This window comes from Mesorhizobium amorphae CCNWGS0123, assembly GCF_001686985.1.
GTDB classification, from domain to species: domain Bacteria; phylum Pseudomonadota; class Alphaproteobacteria; order Rhizobiales; family Rhizobiaceae; genus Mesorhizobium; species Mesorhizobium amorphae.
The window spans coordinates 3,626,126-3,645,358 of sequence record NZ_CP015318.1 but is presented as its reverse complement, the minus strand read 5'-3'; the positions used below and the strand labels follow the sequence as shown (position 1 = coordinate 3,645,358).

General features: G+C 63.7%; 16 protein-coding genes. 7 read left to right on the top strand and 9 right to left on the bottom strand.

Features of this window, described 5'->3' with window-relative positions:
* Positions 1–76 precede the first annotated feature (76 nt).
* Positions 77–841 (top strand): arginyltransferase, encoded by a 765-nt coding sequence (locus tag A6B35_RS17035; protein WP_006201941.1) that lies wholly within the window; start codon positions 77–79, stop codon positions 839–841.
* Positions 842–969: 128 nt separating this feature from the next.
* Complete coding sequence (locus tag A6B35_RS17030) at positions 970–1,866, top strand: DMT family transporter (RefSeq protein ID WP_006201942.1); 897 nt, start codon at positions 970–972, stop codon at positions 1,864–1,866.
* On the opposite strand, the gene A6B35_RS17025 is transcribed toward A6B35_RS17030, so the two are convergent.
* Positions 1,854–3,074: an AI-2E family transporter gene (locus A6B35_RS17025; protein ID WP_006201943.1), complete on the bottom strand. Its 1,221-nt coding sequence runs from the start codon at positions 3,072–3,074 to the stop codon at positions 1,854–1,856. The genes A6B35_RS17030 and A6B35_RS17025 overlap by 13 nt on opposite strands.
* Before the next feature lie 281 nt (positions 3,075–3,355).
* Entirely contained in the window at positions 3,356–5,608 is a 2,253-nt protein-coding gene (parC, locus tag A6B35_RS17020; protein ID WP_065518225.1) for a DNA topoisomerase IV subunit A, read from the bottom strand.
* Positions 5,609–6,043: 435 nt separating this feature from the next.
* Here parC and A6B35_RS17015 point away from each other — a divergent pair, with 435 nt between their 5' ends.
* Positions 6,044–7,231 carry a hypothetical protein gene (locus A6B35_RS17015; protein ID WP_006205961.1) on the top strand — a complete coding sequence of 396 codons (1,188 nt, stop codon included), beginning with the start codon at positions 6,044–6,046 and terminating at the stop codon, positions 7,229–7,231.
* A gap of 116 nt (positions 7,232–7,347) precedes the next feature.
* Here the strand turns inward: A6B35_RS17015 and aspS are convergent, their stop codons facing one another.
* Both aspS and A6B35_RS17005 read right to left on the bottom strand, forming a co-directional pair.
* Positions 7,348–9,138: an aspartate--tRNA ligase gene (gene aspS / locus A6B35_RS17010; protein ID WP_006205960.1), complete on the bottom strand. Its 1,791-nt coding sequence runs from the start codon at positions 9,136–9,138 to the stop codon at positions 7,348–7,350.
* Positions 9,139–9,261: 123 nt separating this feature from the next.
* Positions 9,262–10,020, bottom strand: a complete 759-nt coding sequence (locus A6B35_RS17005) for a DeoR/GlpR family DNA-binding transcription regulator (RefSeq protein ID WP_006205959.1) — start codon at positions 10,018–10,020, stop codon at positions 9,262–9,264.
* Positions 10,021–10,140: 120 nt separating this feature from the next.
* Here A6B35_RS17005 and A6B35_RS17000 point away from each other — a divergent pair, with 120 nt between their 5' ends.
* Positions 10,141–11,373 (top strand): MFS transporter, encoded by a 1,233-nt coding sequence (locus tag A6B35_RS17000; RefSeq protein WP_006205958.1) that lies wholly within the window; start codon positions 10,141–10,143, stop codon positions 11,371–11,373.
* 75 nt (positions 11,374–11,448) lie between these two features.
* Here A6B35_RS17000 and A6B35_RS16995 read toward each other — a convergent pair whose 3' ends face one another.
* Positions 11,449–12,444 (bottom strand): ornithine cyclodeaminase family protein, encoded by a 996-nt coding sequence (locus tag A6B35_RS16995; protein WP_050900885.1) that lies wholly within the window; start codon positions 12,442–12,444, stop codon positions 11,449–11,451.
* Positions 12,445–12,573: 129 nt separating this feature from the next.
* Between A6B35_RS16995 and A6B35_RS16990 the strand changes: the two genes are divergently transcribed.
* On the top strand, positions 12,574–13,035 hold the full coding sequence (locus A6B35_RS16990; RefSeq protein ID WP_006205956.1) for an Lrp/AsnC family transcriptional regulator: 462 nt from the start codon (positions 12,574–12,576) through the stop codon (positions 13,033–13,035).
* A gap of 40 nt (positions 13,036–13,075) precedes the next feature.
* Here A6B35_RS16990 and A6B35_RS16985 read toward each other — a convergent pair whose 3' ends face one another.
* A complete protein-coding gene (locus A6B35_RS16985) occupies positions 13,076–13,870 on the bottom strand; it encodes a GNAT family N-acetyltransferase (protein ID WP_006205955.1) in 795 nt (264 codons plus the stop codon).
* Positions 13,871–14,054: 184 nt separating this feature from the next.
* On the opposite strand from A6B35_RS16985, the gene A6B35_RS16980 reads away from it, so the two are divergent.
* Together A6B35_RS16980 and rnd are read left to right on the top strand one after the other, a co-directional pair.
* Positions 14,055–15,299, top strand: a complete 1,245-nt coding sequence (locus A6B35_RS16980; protein WP_006205954.1) for an MFS transporter — start codon at positions 14,055–14,057, stop codon at positions 15,297–15,299.
* Positions 15,300–15,372: 73 nt separating this feature from the next.
* On the top strand, positions 15,373–16,524 hold the full coding sequence (rnd, locus tag A6B35_RS16975; RefSeq protein WP_006205953.1) for a ribonuclease D: 1,152 nt from the start codon (positions 15,373–15,375) through the stop codon (positions 16,522–16,524).
* Positions 16,525–16,542: 18 nt separating this feature from the next.
* Here the strand turns inward: rnd and A6B35_RS16970 are convergent, their stop codons facing one another.
* The 3 genes from A6B35_RS16970 to guaB all read right to left on the bottom strand — a co-directional run bounded on the left by A6B35_RS16970 (position 16,543) and on the right by guaB (position 19,080).
* Entirely contained in the window at positions 16,543–16,962 is a 420-nt protein-coding gene (locus A6B35_RS16970) for an MAPEG family protein (RefSeq protein ID WP_006205952.1), read from the bottom strand.
* On the bottom strand, positions 16,959–17,507 hold the full coding sequence (locus A6B35_RS16965; protein WP_006205951.1) for a hypothetical protein: 549 nt from the start codon (positions 17,505–17,507) through the stop codon (positions 16,959–16,961). Before A6B35_RS16965 ends, A6B35_RS16970 begins: the two co-directional genes overlap by 4 nt.
* A 70-nt stretch (positions 17,508–17,577) precedes the next feature.
* Positions 17,578–19,080: an IMP dehydrogenase gene (guaB, locus tag A6B35_RS16960; protein ID WP_006205950.1), complete on the bottom strand. Its 1,503-nt coding sequence runs from the start codon at positions 19,078–19,080 to the stop codon at positions 17,578–17,580.
* Positions 19,081–19,233: the final 153 nt, after the last annotated feature.

Here is a 19,233-nt window from a genome sequence, read left to right as displayed (position 1 = left end):
TGCTTCACAATCCTGTTGAATTTTTCGCCGACCGGGCCAAAGGTAAGGCGATTCGCAGGAGTGTTTTCTAGACTCGATGACGCAGCACCCGACCCAGTCGCCGCAGTTCTTCCTGACCGCGCCGTCGCCGTGCCCGTATCTCGAGGGCCAGTTCGAGCGCAAGGTGTTCACGCACCTGGTCGGCGACAAGGCGCCGGAGATGAACGATCTGCTGACGCAAGGCGGGTTCCGGCGCTCGCAGAACATCGCCTACAGGCCGGCCTGCGAAACCTGCCGCGCCTGTGTTTCGGTGCGCATCCTAGCGCAAGAATTCACCGCCAGCCGCAACATGAAGCGGGTGATCCAGCACAATTCCGACCTTATCGGCGCCATGCACGACGCGCAGCCCTCCACCGAGCAGTATTCGCTGTTCCGCACCTATCTCGATGCCCGGCACCGCCGCGGCGGCATGTCCGACATGACGGTGCTCGATTACGCCATGATGGTCGAGGACACGCATGTCGACACCAAGATCATCGAATACCGGCGGCGCGGCCCCGACACCTTCATCACCGGAAAGGGCCAGGGCGAGCTGATCGCCGTGGCGCTCACCGACAAGATGGCCGACGGCCTGTCGATGGTCTATTCCTACTTCAATCCCGAATTCGAGGACCGCTCGCTCGGCACCTTCATGATCCTCGATCATATCGCCCGTGCCAGGGCAATGGGTCTGCCTCACGTCTATCTCGGCTACTGGGTCAACGGCTCGCGCAAGATGAATTACAAGATGCGCTTCATGCCGCAGGAGCATCTCGGCCCGAAGGGCTGGGAACGCTACGACCACGAAGCGGTTTCGCGCTGACTTTTCCTTCCGCCATTCGTCCCTAAACTGTTTCAAGGAAGAGGAAGCTGGTCTTCCGGCCGTGTGGCTGGAAGACAGGCGACAGGCCGCTATTGCGGCCTGCCTCCCCATTCATTGCGAGATCGGGCATGTCAACCCACCACGATCATCAGAAGGGTCTCCTCATCACCGCCATCGGCGGACTGACGCTTACCATCGACATCCCGCTGATCCGGCTCGCCGACGGCAGCCCATGGACCATCATGATGTTGCGCAACGCCACGACCTTGATCGCCGCACTCGTGGTCTGGGCTGTCTGGCGCAGGCTGAGCAGGAACGCGCCACAGCTCATCCCAGGCTGGTCAGGCTTGGCAGTCGCCATATGCTATGGCCTGACCGGCATCACCTTCATCACCGCCGTCTTCCACACCTCGACCGCCAATCTCGTCTTCATCCTAGCCTTCAGCACCGTGTTCGCGGCGCTCTTGTCCTGGCTGTTCCTCCGGGAGCGGCCGCGACTGGTGACGCTCGCGACGATGCTGGTCATGATCCTGGGCGTGCTGATCATCGTCGGCGGGTCGGTCGGCACCGGGCACCTGTTCGGCGATTTCATGGCGCTCTGCTCGGCCTTCTTCGTCGCTCTAGCCATCACCATCTCAAGCGCCAGCGGCAAGGACATGGGCTTCACCTCGCTGGTCGGCGTCGTCCTGCCGCTGGCGGTTGCCGCGTTCATGGTCTCGGGCGAAGGCTTTCACGTCAACGCGCCATGGTGGATCGTCTTCAACGGCGCCGTGATCATGCCGATATCGTTCTTCTGCCTTGCCAACGGACCGAAATACATTTCCGGACCGGAGGTGGCGATGTTCTATCTGCTGGAGACCGTGCTGGCGCCGGTCTGGGTGTGGATGATCTTTGCCGAAACACCGTCGCGCGACAGCCTGATCGGCGGCGTCATCCTGATCGTCGCGCTGGTCGCCCACTCACTGTGGCAGCTGCATGAAGGACGCAAGCGCCGTGCCGCGCTCGCCGTCAGTCACCCGGCTTGACTCTTTTTCGGCACGCCGTGCTCGGCGGCGATCTCGATCTGCGGAGGACGATCTTCCAGTTCCTCAGGTGCCGCAGGAGCGGCCTCGTCCATCAGCTCGACCTCGCGCAGCCATTCGCGCCAGATCGCGACCAGCAACGCCATCAGCACCGGGCCGATGAACAGGCCGAGGAAGCCCATCGTCTTGACGCCGCCGATCAGGCCGAAAAAGGTCGGCAGGAAGGGTAGCTTGATCGGCCCGCCGACCAGCTTCGGGCGCAGCGTCTTGTCGACGATGAAGAGTTCGACCGCGCCCCAGATGAACAGCGCGAACCCCGCCACCGGCGAGCCGCTGGCGGCGAGATAGATCGAGACAAGCGTGAAGGACAGCGGTGCGCCGCCTGGGATCAGTGCCATGACACCGGTCAAGGCGCCCAGCGTCACCGGCGAAGGCACGCCGGCCAGCCAGTAGGCGATGCCCAGCACCAACCCCTCGCCGATCGCGATGATGGTCATGCCGGTCACGGTCGAGGAGATGGTCGCCGGTACAACCCGCGAAATCCGCTCCCATCTCATCGGCAGGATGCGCTCGCCGAGGCGGTCGACCTGGCCGGCGAAATGCTCGCCATCGCGATAGGCGAAGAACAGCGCGATCATCATGAACAGCAGCGTCAGCAACAGGCCGAAGGCACTGCCGCCGGCCGCCAGCACGCCGCGATAGATGCTGCCGATGTTGGCGCCGCTGACCAGCTGGATCAGTTCGCCGATGCCGCCGGGATGGCCAAAATTTGTCGTCCATTGCTCGTTCAGCCACTCGCCGACGATGGGCATGGTGGCGATCCAGTGCGGCGTCACCGCACCGTGCCGGTTGGTCTCGATCGCCCAGGCAACCCATTCGCGGACCTCGTTGATGGCATAGGTGCCGGCGAGCGCGATCGGCACCACGAGGAAGGTCAGGATGAACAGGATCGCGAAAGTCGCGGCGATGGTGCGGTTGCCGCCGACGGCGGCAAGCAGCCGGCGATAGAGCGGCCAGCTGGCGAAGGCGATGACCAGTGCTGCCAGCACCGGAAACAGGAAACCGTGGAAGAAGTAGACGCCTGCGGCGACGATCAGCACCAAAAGCCAGCGCGCCGCCGACAGCGGCGGGATGACGGCGGATCTCAGCGGCGCCGACAGGCCGAACAGGCGCTGCTGCCGCTCCGGTTTCTGGATCTCGGTCCGCTTCAAACCCTGTGCCTCTCCCTGCCCATCCTACTGCTTATGCACGATCATAGTGCAGCAAACGTGACGATAGTCCAAATGTTTGGCTAATCTCCCCCCCTTGTGGGCCCACGAGGGGGAGATGTCCGGCAGGACAGAGGGGGGCGCGAAGGATCGCTACCTTTCAAGCTAAATCTGTCCTGATGAAAACGAACGAAGGCTGGTCGGCACCGAACCGAGAGGTTGGCGGGACAGCGCCCCCCTCTGGCCTGCCGGCCATCTCCCCCACAAGGGGGGAGATCAGCAATTTACCCGAACTTGCCCGTCCTCGGAAAACCCTTCGGCACCATCCGTCCGGTCGACGCCCGGGCGCCGATCCACTCCACCAGTTCCTCGCGCGACTTGATGAAGGTGCGGTCGGCCGAATCCTGCCAGGACAGGCCGCTTTCGAGGGTGAACGTCTTGAGGTCGAGTACGCCGCCGTCCTTGTATTTCTGCAGGCGAACGCCCTTGCCGCGGCCCATCTCCGGGATCTCGGCCAGTGGGAAGACCAGCATCTTGCGGTTCTCGCCGACGATGGCGAGGTGGTCGCCGGTGACCGGCAGGCACCGCTTGGCTTCGTCCGGTGCCTTGACGTTCATCACCTGCTTGCCCTTGCGGGTGTTGGCGACGACCTCCTCCTCCGGCACGACAAAGCCGTTGGCGTCGTAGGACACCAGAAGCAGCTTGCGCTTGGGGTCGTGGATGAAGGCGGTGACGATGTCCTGGTCGTTGTCCATGTCGACAATGATGCGGATCGGTTCGCCATGGCCGCGCCCGCCCGGCAGCCGGTCGGCGCCGATCGTGTAGAACTTGCCGCCGGTGGTGAAGACCAGGATCTTGTCCGTGGTCTGGGCATGGAAGGCGAGCTTGAGGCTGTCGCCCTCCTTGAAGGTGAGCGTCGAGTGATCGCTCAGATGACCCTTCATCGCCCGCAGCCAGCCCTTTTCCGAGACGACCACGGTGACCGGCTCGCGCTCGATCATGGCATGCGCGATGTCGGTCAGGTCATGCTCGGGCGCATCGGCGAACTGGGTCCGGCGTTTGCCGAGTTCGGTCTCCGGTCCGAACTTGTCGCGAATGCTGGTGACTTCCCACTTGATCGTCGCCCATTGCTTGGCGTTGGACGCAAGCAGTGCTTCGATCTGCTTCTTCTCGGCGGTGAGGCCGTCGAACTCCTTGCGGATCTCGATCTCTTCGAGCTTGCGCAAGGCCCGCAGACGCATGTTGAGGATGGCTTCGGCCTGGGTGTCGGTGAGCGACCAGCGGGCCATCATCACCTGCTTGGGCTCATCCTCCTCGCGGATGATCCTGATCACCTCGTCGATGTTGAGATAGGCGATCAAATAGCCGGCGAGGATTTCCAGCCGCCTTTCGATCTCGCCAAGCCGATGCTTCGAGCGGCGAATGAGCACGTCGCGGCGATGCTCCAGCCACTCCTTGAGCACGCCCCTCAGCGACAGCACGTTCGGCACCTTGCCGCGCGACAGCACGTTCATGTTGAGCGGGAAGCGGCTTTCGAGCTCGGTCAGCTTGAACAGCGATTCCATCAGGATGCCCGGATCGACCGAACGGCTCTTCGGCACCAGCACGACGCGGATGTCCTCGGCGCTCTCGTCGCGGATGTCTTCCAGAAGCGGCAATTTGCGCGCCATCAGCAGTTCGGCGATCTTTTCGATCAGCCGGGCCTTCTGGACGCCATAGGGAATCTCTGTGACGACGATGCTCCAGGTGCCCCTGCCCTGGTCCTCCTGGCTCCATTTCGCCCGTACGCGAAAACCGCCGCGGCCGGTTTCATAGGCTTCGAGGATCGAGGCGCGGCTGTCGACGATGATGCCGCCGGTCGGGAAATCGGGCCCCTGGACGAATTCCATCAGCGCCGTCACCGGCGCGTCCGGATGCTCGATCAGGTGCAGTGCCGCATCGCAAAGCTCGGCGGCGTTGTGCGGCGGGATCGAGGTCGCCATGCCCACGGCAATGCCCGACGAACCGTTGGCCAGCAGGTTCGGGAAGGCACCGGGCAGCACGACCGGCTCCTCGTCCTCCTCATTGTAGGTTGGCCGGTAGTCGACCGCGTCCTCGGTGATGCCGGCGAGCAGCTCGGTCGCCACATCGGTCATGCGCGCTTCGGTGTAACGCATGGCGGCTGCGTTATCGCCGTCGATATTGCCGAAATTGCCCTGCCCGTCGACCAGCGGGTAGCGCATCGAGAAATCCTGCGCCAGGCGCACCAGCGCGTCGTAGATCGACTGGTCGCCATGCGGGTGGAACTTGCCCATCACCTCGCCGACGATGCGGGCGCATTTGGCGAAACCCTGGTCGGGATTGAGCCTGAGCAGCCGCATGGCATGCATGATGCGGCGGTGCACGGGTTTCAGCCCGTCGCGCACGTCCGGCAGCGCCCGGTGCATGATGGTCGAGAGCGCATAGGCGAGGTAGCGCTCTTCCAGCGCCTTCTTCAGATCGACCGGTTCGATATTGTCGCCGCCGCCATCTTGAGGCGGCAAAAGCCTTTTTCCCATGGCGCTGCACTAGCCGAGCGGGTGATTCGCGGCAAGACGCGGGTGTGGGAATCCGTACTCCGTAAGGCCTTGGCGCGGTAATTAAGGGCGAAGTCCGGGCGGCGGCGGCACCTCAAAATCCACCACAGGGTGTGATGGGCTTCACGGAATTGCCGGCGCGGCCACGTCTATGTGCAACAGCATCGGAAGCGGTGCCGGCGCCGGCCAACATCAATCTGTTACAAGCCCTGTCTAAGGCATGACGTGATGACGCATGGAAATCCGATCTTCATGACAAATTCACCGCACCACGCAAAGACCGAGGATCGGGTTTGCCTTTCGCCGTGATTTTCGACCATTCTGACCGGCAACGCCTTTATCCCGTCCAGTTCGTCTCAGAATGGTGATGGCGTAACCGATGAAGCCAATTTTTCAGGACATCTCAGGGGACTTGCAATGACAATCCAACACTCATTCCGCAAACTCGCTTTTTCGACCTTTTTGCTGACGCTGCCGCTGAATGCCGCTTTCGCGCAGGACACTGCCGTCGCTGACCGGCTCAAGGCGACGCTTGCCGCTCAGGGCGTCGACATTTCCTGGACCGGAGTGACCGGCGACGCCACCAGCATGGTCCTGCAGGGCGTGTCGGTGAAACCGGCGGCCGAGAAGGAGGCGCTGCCGATCGGCGACGTCAAGCTCGAGGGCGTGACCGAGGCCAATGGCGGTTTTGACATCGCGACCGTGTCGACCTCGGCGTTCCAGCGCACCCAGGACGGCATCACGCTCGATCTCAGCCCCTTCGTCATCCGTGACATGACGGTTCCGGCCGATGGTGCCACCGGACCGACGGGCTCGATGCTGATGTACAAATCGGCCGAACTCGCCAACATGACGGTCAAGGTCGCCGACAAGACCGCCTTCTCGATGGACGGCCTCGCCATCGAGATCACGCCGCCTGCCGACGGCAAGGCGATGGAATTCACCGGCACGACGGAAAAGTTCAATGCCGACCTGACCCTCGTCGAGGATCCGAAGTCGAAGGAGGTCATCGACGCGCTCGGCTACCAGAACATCACCGGCAATATCGACGTGGCCGGCACCTGGCAGCCTTCGGACGGCAAGATGGAACTGTCGCAATACGACATCGCGGTCGACAATGCCGGCAAGTTCGGCATGACCTTCGACCTCGGCGGCTACACACTCGATTTCGTCAAGTCGGTGCAGGAGATGCAGAAGAAGATGGCGGCGCAGCCCGAAGGCGCCGACAATTCGGCGCAAGGTATGGCCATGCTCGGCCTGATGCAGCAGCTCTCCTTCAACGGCGCCTCGATCCGCTTCGACGACGACTCGCTGACCGGCAAGGTGCTGGAGTATGTCGGCAAGCAGCAGGGTATGTCGGCCAAGGACATCGCCAACCAGGCCAAGGCGATCGTGCCGTTCGGCATGGCGCAGCTCAACAATCCGGAGCTGACGGCCGAAGTGACGGCCGCGGTAAGCAAGTATCTGGACGACCCGAAGAGCCTCGAGATTTCGGCCGAGCCGCCGGCCTCGGTGCCGTTCGCGCTGATCATGGCGGGCGCCATGTCCAACCCGCTCGAGTTGCCGAAGACGCTGGGCGTCAAGGTCAAGGCGAACGAAGACTGATCGAGACCGTCTCACGAGATGAAAAAGCCCGGCAGCGATGCCGGGCTTTTTTGTTGGATTGTCGAATCGAAAGAACCAGTTCCGGCCGTTCTTTAAAGTGCTGGCCGAAAACGGGATCAGGCGTCCTTCTTGGTGGCCGCAACGCGCAGCGCCAGTTCGCGGAGCTGCTGCGGGCTAGCTTCGGAGGGCGCGTTCATCAGGAGGTCGTAGGCCTGCTGGTTCATCGGGAACATGGTGACTTCGCGCAGGTTCTTGGCCCCGACCAGAAGCATGACGACGCGATCGATGCCGGCAGCCATGCCGCCATGCGGCGGCGCGCCGTACTGGAAGGCACGGTAGAGGCCGCCGAAACGCTCCTCGACCGTCGCACGGTCGAGCCCGACCGTCTCGAAGGCCTTGACCATGGTTTCCGGCAGATGGTTGCGGATGCCGCCCGAGGCGATCTCGAAGCCGTTGCAGACCATGTCGTACTGGAACGCCTTGATGCCGAGCAGATCCCCGCCGTTGAGCGCGTCGATGCCGCCTTGCGGCATGGAGAACGGGTTGTGGGCGAAGTCGATCTTCTTCTCCTCCTCGTTCCATTCGAAGAACGGGAAGTCGACGATCCAGCACAGTTCGAAGCGCTCGCGGTCGACGAGGTTCAATTCCTCGCCGGCGCGCGTGCGCGCGGCACCCGCGAAGGACACAAATTTCTTCGGGTCGCCGGCGACGAAGAAGGCGGCATCACCGTCGGCAAGGCCGAGCTGCAGGCGGATCGCCTCGGTGCGTTCCTCGCCGATGTTCTTGGCCAGCGGTCCGGCGCCTTCGAGTTTTTCGCCCTCCTTGCGCCAGAAGATGTAGCCCAGCCCCGGCTGGCCCTCGCCTTGCGCCCAGGAATTCATGCGGTCGCAGAAAGCGCGTGAGCCGCCGGTCTTGGCGGGAATGGCCCAGATCTCGGCCTTCGGATCGTTGGCGAGGATGTTGGCGAACACCTTGAAGCCGGACTCGCGAAAATGGTCGGAGACCGCCTGCATCTCGATCGGGTTGCGCAGGTCCGGCTTGTCGGTGCCGTATTTGCGCATGGAGACATCATAGGGAATGCGCTGGAATGTCTGCGTCACCGGCTTGCCGTTGGCGAAGGTCTCGAAGACGGAGCGCAGCACGGGCTCCATCGTGGAGAGCACGTCGTCCTGCTCGACGAAGCTCATCTCCAGGTCGAGCTGGTAGAATTCGCCCGGCAGACGGTCGGCGCGCGGATCCTCGTCGCGGAAGCAGGGCGCGATCTGGAAATAACGGTCGAAGCCCGACACCATGATCAGCTGCTTGTACTGCTGCGGCGCCTGCGGCAGCGCGTAGAAAGTGCCGGGATGGATGCGCGACGGCACCAGGAAGTCGCGCGCGCCCTCGGGCGACGACGCGGTCAGGATCGGCGTCGAGAATTCGGTGAAACCGACCTCGCCCATGCGCTTGCGCATCTCGGCGATGATCTTTGTCCGCGCCACGATGTTCTTGTGCAGCGTCTCGCGGCGCAGGTCGAGGAAGCGGTATTTGAGGCGGATGTCCTCGGGATAGTCAGGCTCGCCGAACACCGGCAGCGGCAATTCCTTGGCCGCGGACAGCACTTCGATCTCGCGCGCGAAAATCTCGATCTCGCCGGTCGGCAGATTGGCGTTGGTTGTCTCGGGCAGGCGCGCCTTGACCTCGCCGTCGACGCGGATCACCCACTCGCCGCGCACGGTCTCGGCGATCTTGAAAGCCGGCGAATCCGGATCGGCGACGATCTGGGTCAGGCCGTAATGGTCGCGCAGGTCGATGAACAGCAGGCCGCCATGGTCGCGCACACGGTGCACCCAGCCCGACAGGCGGACGGGCGTGCCGACGTCGCTCTTTCTCAACTGGGCACAGGTGTGGCTGCGGTAACGATGCATTGTCATGGGTGAAGTCCGGATGCTGGGTTGCGGGCCGTGCGCCCTGCTCGAAATTTGCGCGAAAAGCGCATGAGAGGCCGGCTTTGTCAAGGCAAGCGGGCGGTTCCGGTGCGGCGCGCCTGTTCAGGCGAAGTGGATTTCAGCGCCCTGGTGTTCGAAATCCGCGAGGATAGCGGCCGGCGCCGTCTTTTCGACCACCAGATGGCGGATCGCTTCGGGTCCGGCGACGCGGTAGGGCGCCGCCGTGGCCAGCTTGTCGTTGGTGACGGCGATGACGATGCCGGCGCTGTTCCTGGCCATGGCCCGCTTCACTTCTGCCTCCGCCGAATCGAAAGCGGTCACGCCGCGCGAGGCATCGAGACCGCAGGAGCCCAGGAAAAACAGGTCGGCGCCAAGCTGTGCGACGGCAGCCAGCGTATCGGCGCCGACGCAGGTTCCGAGGTCTCGGTCGAACCTGCCGCCGAGCACGATCAGTTCGACCAAGGCGTGATCGGAGAGAGCCGAAGCGACACTGAGCGAATTGGTGGCGATGGTCAGTTCGAGATCGCGCGGAATGGCGCTGGCGATCGCGGCATTGGTGGTGCCGCCGTCGATGAACAGGCTTTGACCGCTGGAGAGAAGAGCCACCGCCGCGCGCGCCAGCCGCATCTTCTCCTCGACCGCATGGCCACCGCGCAGACTGACCGGCGCGGCGGCGAAAGGTGCGGCCGCGACCGCGCCGCCATAGACGCGGCGGCATTGCCCGGCCTTGGCCATTTCCCTCAGGTCGCGGCGGACCGTGTCTTCCGAAACGCCGAAGCGGCTCGCCAGTTCGCCGGCCAGTACCCTTCCCTCCGCCGCAAGCCGGTCGCGGATGAGTTGGTGCCGTTCATCGGTGAGCATCGCATGATCCTGTTTCTTTCTGCACGTTCTTGCATGTTTTGCATGTTTGTGCAAGAAGCAGGGTGTACCGAGCCGTTTGACAAACCAACCGCCGGTTTCTCTTTCGTTGAAAGCACCGCGATGACTTTTGGCCTCAGCCTTGCCCCTCAACACCGGGTCTATGCCGGATTTGCGATCTATTCGTTCGCCATGGGCAACATCTTTCCGCGGCTGCCGGACATCAAGCACGCTATGGGCATCGAGGACGGCACGCTCGGCCTCAGCCTGATCGGAACGCCGATCGGCACCTTGACCGCGCTGACGCTGGCGACCCCTATTCTGGAGCGGGTTGGCTTCCGCCGCGCGCTGCTCGTGCTGGTCCCATTGGTGGCGGCAGCCTATGCCATCGCGGTGCATGCGCCGGGGCCTGTAGCGCTGTTCCTGATGCTTTTTCCGGTGGGCCTGATGATCGGCAGCATCGAGATCATGCTCAATGTCGAGGCCGACAGAACCGAATTCCTGCTGAAACGCCGGATCATGAACCGGGCGCATTCGTTCTGGAGCATGGGCTTCTTCGGCGCAGGCCTGTTCGGCGCGGCGCTCGGCCATCTCGGCATGTCGCCGCAACTGCACCTGGCTCTTGTCGTGCCGATCGTGGTGATATCGATGGCGCTGTTTCTCGGCGGTTACGAACCGGCGCCGAGCCGCTTCGCCGGCAATGGCGACAAAGCGCCCAGGCTGGCAAGGCCGACACTGCCGATCCTCGTCCTTGTCGCGGTGACGCTGTCGGCAATGCTCTTGGAAGGTGCCAGCATCGACTGGTCGGCAATCTACATGCGCACCGTCTTCGACTCAGGCCCCTTCGTCGCCGGCTTCACCGTGGCGCTGTTCGCCTTCTCGCAAGCGACCACGCGCTTCTTCGCCGACAGCTTCGTCGACCGCCACTCGCCGAGCGGCGTGGCGCGCGTGCTGCTGGCGAGCATGGCGGCGGGCGTGCTGCTCGTCTTCCTGTCGCCTGCCCCGTTCCTGTCCATGCTGGGTTTTGCCCTTCTGGGCATCGGCAGCAGCGCGTTGTTTCCACTGGCGATCTCCGCGGCCGCCCAGCGGACGGATCGCCCCGCGGCCATCAATGTCGCAGCGCTGTCGCAGATCTCCTTCGTCGCCTTCCTGCTCGGCCCGCCGCTGCTTGGCTTCGTCTCGGACCATTGGGGCATCCGCTCTGCCTTTGCCATCGGCATCCCGTTGATCGCGCTCAGCCTGCTGACCGCCGGGTCGCTTGGGCGAAGGGCTGCCTCGGAGAAGGCCGTAGTGCCAGCGGGCGAAGCGCCTGACCCGAAGCAGAAGAAGATACTGGCAGAGGCCGGTGAGGCGTGAACGGCTCGCCCATCACCAAGTCGATCGCCATCTCGGCCCGCTTTCCCCATATTTGGCGCATCGTGGCGGCCACCCCTACAGCGAAGCGACGCCCCCGATTCCCCGGCGAATCGCCTCGCGGTAAGCGAGGTCGGCCGCCACCATGTCCTCCATGGCAACGCCCATTGCCTTGTAGACGGTGATCTGGTCGGCGCTGACCCGTCCCGGCCGCACCCCGAGCAGTATCTCGCCAAGTTCGGTTCCGGTTTCCGGGTTGATCCCGGCCAATTCGTAGGAGCCGACAGGCGTCGGGGCGAATGCGTCGCTTGTCTCGACGAAGAGGCCGGCCTTGCCGACAAGCTCGACCGGCAATTCGCCGCCGGGTGGCGCGACGCCGACCGACGAGACGTGGGTGCCGGGTCTCACCCATTCGGCTGAAATCACCGGCTCATAGGAATGCGTTGCCAGGCAGACGACATCCGACGAGCGCACCGCGGCCTCGACATCGCTGACGGCAACAACACCCGGATGTAGTGTGGCAAGCGCCTGCGCATCCGCGAACTCCTTCGAGGCAACGCGGATCTCGGCGAAGTCTCGCACCAGCGGCAAAAGGTGCAGGTGCTGGCCGGCCTGGACGCCGGCGCCCACCACTGTCGCGACCTTGGCGTCGCGCCGGGCCAGTTCGCGCACCGAGAGCACGGCCGAGCCGGAGGTGCGCACGGCGGTGATGTAGGTGCCGTCCATGACGCAGACCGGCAATCCCGTCTGCGGGTCGAACAGATGGATGGTGGCGAGATGGCTGGGGATGCCTTTGGCGATATTGCCCTCGAACACGTTGACGATCTTCACCGTCAGATGCATGCCCGCCATCCAGGCCGGCATCGCCAGCGAATAGCCTGCCTGGGGAATGTCGAGTTGCGGCCGCGCCGGATAGACGACCTTGCCGCCAGACAGCGCCTCGAAGCCGTCCGCCAGCACGTCGAGAAGCCGGCGGAGGTCGATGCAGGTTTTCACCTCGGCCTCGCTCAAGATGAGCACTGGCGTGTCGCCCTTGGCCTGAGCGTTGCGGGAGTTCGATATAGCTGATGTCATGGGTCTTGCCTTGGCTGGTTGAGTTGCCTGCCAACGGTATTGCCACCTGACGGCGTGATGAAATATGCTGTTTTGGCTATTTTAGCGTGACTATCACGCTATTCTTGGCCAAGAAGTGTGAATCCTGAAATGGACAATCTCGACGGTATCGACCGCTCGCTGTTGCGTTTGTTGCAGGAGGATGGCCGCCGCACGACGCTCGACCTGGCCCGCCGGGTCGGGCTGTCGCCGACGGGCGCCTCGCAGCGCATCAAGCGGCTGTTCAGTGAAGGCTTCATCCGGGCGGTGCGGGCCGTCCTCGACCCGGCCAGGATCGGGCAGGCACAACTCGTCTTCATCGAGGTTCGGCTCGACCATACGGCGCCGCATGTCTTCGACCGCTTCGCCGAGGCGGTCTTGCGGGCGCCCGAGATCATCGAGTGCCACATGGTGGCTGGCGGCTTCGACTACTTGGTCAAGGCGCGCATCGCCGACATGGCAATGTTCCAGGACTTCCTGCAACGGGTCATCCTGCCGCTGCCCGGGGTCCGGGAAACGCACACCTACGCCTCGATCGCCAATGTGAAGCCCGACGCCTTGTTGCCGATCTAGATTGGCATCAAGGCAGCGTCCGCCTTCCCCAACACGGTGGTCAGCGGGTGAAGCGAGCACTATCGCTGGGCGTGGCAGCCCCACACACGACAGTGGGATCTGGACGAAGTCCGCATGATTCCACCATTCGTCGGGACGGTATGTTCGATGTTGAGACGAGCTCATAAATGTGCGTCGCATGCAGGTCGCGAAACACACTAAGGATCATGCGAGCGTTGATGTAGTTGCCGAGCCCTCGGCCCCTCTGCGATTCGGCGACTGCAACCAATCCACCCCATGCATATCGGTGATAGGCGCTGTAGGAATTGTGCGCAAAGTAGCCATGCGCGGTTGCCGCGACAGTTCCCGTCTCGTCGCACACCACTACCGTCGTCGCCGGTCCCAAGGTTCCGGCCAGCAGCGACCCTGAAAATGGGACTACGCCCGATGCCGCCATAAGCGCCTGGATGCGGGCCGTGTAAGCACCTTCCGGCTCGGACGGCTTGTCTTGATCGACAAGCCCGTCAGGCAATCCGCGGCGGACAATTGCCTCCGATGCCGCCAGGGCACCTAGCCGGTCGGCCACAAACACGTCCCAGGTATCGAGGCGGAAGCCGCCCTTGGCCAATCGCGACTTGAGCTCGTCCACCTTACTTGCCGGTATCATGCGAAAGCCGCAGATGCCGTCGCGATTGAGTATCTTGTCGATCAGCTCCCACCCAAACCGATCGGGATCATCGCACCCCATGGTGCGACCGGTCTGACACGCGCCTGGGGTTGTTCTGATGAAGTCGACACTCGCCTCAGCCTGAGCTTGCAGGTGCTGCTGAAGCTCCGTGCCGAAATAGCCTGACATGGAAAGTCCCCACCCCGTTTGACGAGCCCCATGGAGTGTAGCAAGGACCACGGAATACAGCCAAGCTGCTTACTGTTGGAACCAGTCGGGCCGCCTGGTTGGCTCAATGCCACCGGGAATTGCCGCTGGCATTGGCGGTAGCGATGGTTCAAGAAGGATCAACGAAAAGTGATTGCCTTCCTTCATGTCTTCCATCCGCCCGCTGATCCCGCTTCTCATCGCCGCCGGCATCCTGCTTGGCGGCAATGGGCTGCAGGGCACGCTGATCGCGCTGCGCGGCGCCCAGGAAGGGTTTTCCGCCACGATCATCGGCCTGCTGGGCACGTTCTACTTCGCCGGTTTCCTGCTCGGCTGCCTGGCCGTCACCCGCATCCTCAAGGCGGTCGGCCATGTCAGGACCTTTGCCGCGCTGGCGGCGACCGCATCGGCCGGCACGCTGCTGCTGGTTCTGGTCATCGACCCGGTGATGTGGTGCGCGGTGCGCTTTGCCGGCGGCTTCTGCTTCGCCGGCCTGTTCACCGTCATGGAAGCCTGGCTCAACTCCGGCGTCACCAACAAGGACCGTGCGCGCGTGCTTGCCATCTACCGCATGGTCGATATCGGCTCGGTGACATCAGCGCAATTCCTGATCCCGGTCTTCGGCGCCGGCGGCTTCACCATCTTCGCCATCATGTCGATGATGATCACGCTGTCGCTGGTGCCGGTGTCGCTCGGCGACCGCTCCAACCCGACTCCGCCAGAAGACGTCAAGCTCGACCTCGCGCGCGTCTGGCGGATCTCGCCGCTCGGTTGCTTCGGCTGCATCTGCGTCGGCGTCACCAACAGCGCCTTCCGTACGCTGTCGCCGGTCTATGCCGAACAGCTCGGCATGTCGGTGGCCGACGTCGTCACCTTCGTCAGCGTCGGCATCTTCGGCGGGGCCCTCATCCAGTATCCGCTGGGCTACCTCTCCGACCGCCGGGACCGGCGCACGGTGCTCCTGGCGACGACGTGCTGCGCCATGCTCGCGGCGCTGGTGCTGGCGTTCATTCCCGGCAACGACCCGTTCCTCAACTTCGTCATCGTCTTCATCTTCGGCAGCTTCGCCATGCCGCTCTATTCGCTGTCGGCGGCGCATTCCAACGATCGCGCCGACAAGGGCGAATTCGTGCTGATTAACGCGGCACTGATGCTGTTCTATTCCTTCGGTGCCATCGGCGGCCCGTTCGCCGCCTCGACGGCGATGCAGTATTTCGGACCGGGCGCCCTGTTTGTTTTCACGGCTGTCGTGTACGCCATTCTCATCATCGTGATCCTTTACCGGATGCAGGTGCGCTCCGGCGTGCCGGCGGGCCACCGCAGCCGGTTTACCGCACTGTTGCGCACATCGACGGTGTTTGCGCGGCTGGCGCGGCGGAACGGTGATTCCGACGGATCGACGGACACATGACCGTGCGGCGGCTTGACGAAAGCCCGCGCGGCTGAAATTGAAAGAGACCTAATATGTTGCCAAAAGCGATTTGATGCACGTCATCACCACACAAAGTGAACTCGAGAACGTTGTCGCCGCGTTCGAAAAGTCGGATTTCGTCACCGTCGACACCGAATTCATCCGCGAAACGACCTTCTGGCCGATTCTCTGCCTGATCCAGATGGCGGCGCCCGGCGTGACGGCGCTGATCGATCCGTTGTCGCCGGACATCGACCTGAAACCATTCTTCCGGCTGATGGCCAACGAAGCGGTGGTCAAGGTCTTCCACGCGGCGCGGCAGGACATCGAAATCATCGTCCATCTCGGCGATCTCGTGCCGCATCCGGTGTTCGACACACAGGTGGCGGCGATGGTCTGCGGCTTCGGCGACAGCGTCTCCTACGACCAGCTGGTGCAGCGCATCACCGGCGCCCGGCTCGACAAGTCCTCTCGCTTCACCGACTGGCGCCATCGTCCCTTGTCCGACAAGCAGCTCGACTACGCGCTGGCCGACGTCACCCATCTGATCGAGGTCTACCAGCACCTCAGCGCCGAACTGGTGCGGGAAAACCGCGCCCATTGGCTGAACGAGGAAATGGAGGTGCTGACCTCGCGCGAGACCTACGATCCGCATCCCGAGGACGCCTGGAAGCGGCTGAAGATGCGGCTGCGCAAGCCGCAGGAGCTGGCGATCGTACAGGCGGTGGCGGCATGGCGCGAGCGCGAGGCGCGCGAACGCGACGTGCCGCGCGGCCGGGTGCTGAAGGACGACGCGATCTACGAGGTCGCCCAGCAGGCGCCGCGCGATGCGGCGGGACTTGGCCGCCTGCGCACCACGCCGAAAGGCTGGGAACGCTCGGCGACGGCAACCGCCCTGCTCGGCGCGGTCAACACCGCGCTGGCGCTGCCGAAGGAAGCGATGCCCAAGCTGCCGAAGAGTTTCCAGCCGCCGGAAGGCTCGAATGCCGCGTCGGAATTGCTGAAAGTGCTTTTGCGCATCGTCGCCGAAAAGGAAGGCGTGGCGTCGAAGGTGCTGGCTTCCAGCGACGACATCGACCGCATCGCCGCCGAGGGCGAGGCCGCCGACGTGCCGGCCCTGCAGGGCTGGCGGCGCGCGGTGTTCGGAGAAGCGGCGCTCAAGCTGGTGCGCGGCGAGATCGGCATCAAGTTCGACAAGCGCAAGATCGCGCTGTTCGATCTGTAGCGACTGCGCCGGCGCGGCTCAGACCGCGCCGAGCAAATGAAACGCGAACCACATCCAGGCCAGCAGCAGGACAACCGCGCCGAAGAAAAAGGCGCGACTGCGCAGCATCACCCGATTGCTGGTCAGATGCACCCAGGCATGGACATAGCGCGACAGGATGAAGATCCAGGCCAGCGCCAGCGTCAGGTAGTTGACGCCGTTGGTGACGAAAAGCGCCAGGCAAAGCGCGTGGAACAGTACCGGAAGTTCGAACTGGTTGATCAGATTGTTGGCGACGGTGACGCTGGAGGCCGGCTCGGTCGAACGCACCTTGTACTGACGGACCTTGGCCTCGCCGGATTTGACGGCGAAATACCGGCGACGGGCCATCACGAGATAGACGATATAGACAAGCAGCACATGCGCCAGGACAGGCCAGAAGATCGCGGTCTGGTTCACGATTGCTCCCCGCCCTCAGCGGATCGCCGCTGCCCCGCCAGGTAAAAGACCGCGATGACGGCGAAGGGTATCGCCAGCAGCGCGAATTTGGTGACGGTCAGCGCCGAGGCGAAAGCGAGCGAATCGGGATTGGCCGACTGGAAGTCGGACAACAGCCGCGCCACAGCGAAATTCTGCGCGTAGTCGGCGAGCGTGTAGGGCAGCACGAGCACCAGCGCGACCAGCGCCTGAACCGGCGCGATCATTGCCCGGAAATTCCTCAGCTGCCGTCCGGTTGCCAGAATCAGGCTAACCAGGGTCAGCGACAGCAACGCCGGGAACAGCAGATCGAAGGTCAGGTAGTGCCAGACCAGAATGATCTCGCCGCCGCGCCGGCCAAGCGCCGTCAGCCAGGCCATGCCCTCGTCCGGGGTGAAGCCGGTAACGCGCATGTCGAGCGACGGCAGCCCGCCGCTCAGATTGCGGAAATAGAGGAATTCCAGCGCCGTCATGGCGACGAAGACCGCCGCCGTCGCGATACAAAGCGCGGCGGCGTGGCGCGACAACCTGAGCACACTCGCCGTCAGATTACGCCAAAATGCATAGCGATCTCGCTGATCGACCCGATCGGCATGATCAAAGTCCGCCCGGATAGTTCGGGCTTTCGCGGGTGATCGTGACGTCATGGGCGTGGCTTTCACGAAGTCCGGCGTTGGATATGCGCACAAAAGTGGCGCGGTCGCGAAAATCGGCAAGATCGCGACCGCCGACATAACCCATAGCGGCTTTCAGGCCGCCCGCAAGCTGGTGCAGTACGCCGGACACAGGTCCTTTGTAGGGAACCTGCCCTTCAATGCCCTCCGGAACCAGTTTCAGCGTGTCGCGGACCTCGGCCTGGAAGTAGCGATCGGCGGAGCCCCGGGCCATGGCGCCGACCGAGCCCATGCCGCGATAGGCCTTGAAGGAACGTCCCTGGTGCAGATAGACCTCGCCCGGGCTCTCGTCGGTGCCGGCGAGCAGCGAGCCGATCATGGCCGCGCTGGCGCCGGCGGCGAGCGCCTTGGCGAGATCACCCGAATATTTGATGCCGCCGTCGGCAATCACCGAGACGCCTGCTTTGTGCGCCGTCTCGACCGCCGACATGATGGCCGAAAGCTGTGGCACGCCGACGCCGGCGACGATGCGGGTGGTGCAGATCGAGCCCGGGCCGATGCCGACCTTGACGGCGTCGGCGCCGGCATCGATGAGCGCCTGCGTGCCTTCTGCAGTGGCGACGTTGCCGGCCAGGATGCGCACCGAGTTGGACAGCTTCTTGGCGCGGGTGACGGCATCGAGAACGCGCTGCGAATGACCGTGCGCGGTGTCGATGACCAAAAGGTCGACGCCGGCATCGATCAGCCGCTCGGCGCGCTCGAAGCCGTCATCGCCAACGCTGGTGGCGGCGGCGGCGCGCAGGCGGCCCTGCGCATCCTTGGTAGCGTGCGGGTTGAGCTGCGACTTCTCGATGTCCTTGACGGTGATCAGGCCGACGCAATTGCCATTTTTGTCGACGACGACCAGCTTTTCGATGCGGTGCTGATGGAGCAGACGCTTGGCCTCGTCCTGGTCGACATTCTCCTTGACCGTGATCAGGTTCTCACGGGTCATCAGTTCGTAGACTTTTTGCGCAGGGTCGGAGGCGAAACGCACGTCGCGGTTGGTCAGGATGCCGACCAGGCGGCCGACCGTGTGACCGCCCGAGCCGCCGTTCTCGACCACCGGAATGCCCGAGATCGAGTAGGTCCGCATCAGCGCCAGCGCGTCGGCGAGCGTGGCGTCGGGACCGATGGTAACGGGGTTCACCACCATGCCGGATTCGAATTTCTTCACCTGCCGCACCTGCTCGGCCTGCTCGGCCGGCGAGAAATTGCGATGGATGACGCCAATACCGCCGGCCTGCGCCATGGCGATGGCGAGCCTCGCCTCGGTGACGGTGTCCATGGCGGCGGAGAGAATCGGAACGTTGAGATCGATGTCTCCGGCGATGCGGGTGCGGATGTCGGTCTCGCCGGGCATGACCTCGGAATGGCCGGGCTGCAGCAGCACGTCGTCAAAGGTCAGCGCCAGCGCGCCGGTGGACGTTTCGATGATTTTTGCCATGGCCAGTCCTTGGTGTACAAAAGTGCCGGGAATACAAAAAAGCGCTGGACCGGAATGGACAGCGCCGACTCGTTTCTTCCCCTTCAGGATTGGCGCTGGCTGGTAACACGTCGCGGCGCCGATGAAAAGCCGATCATTGCGACGCGATCGCAA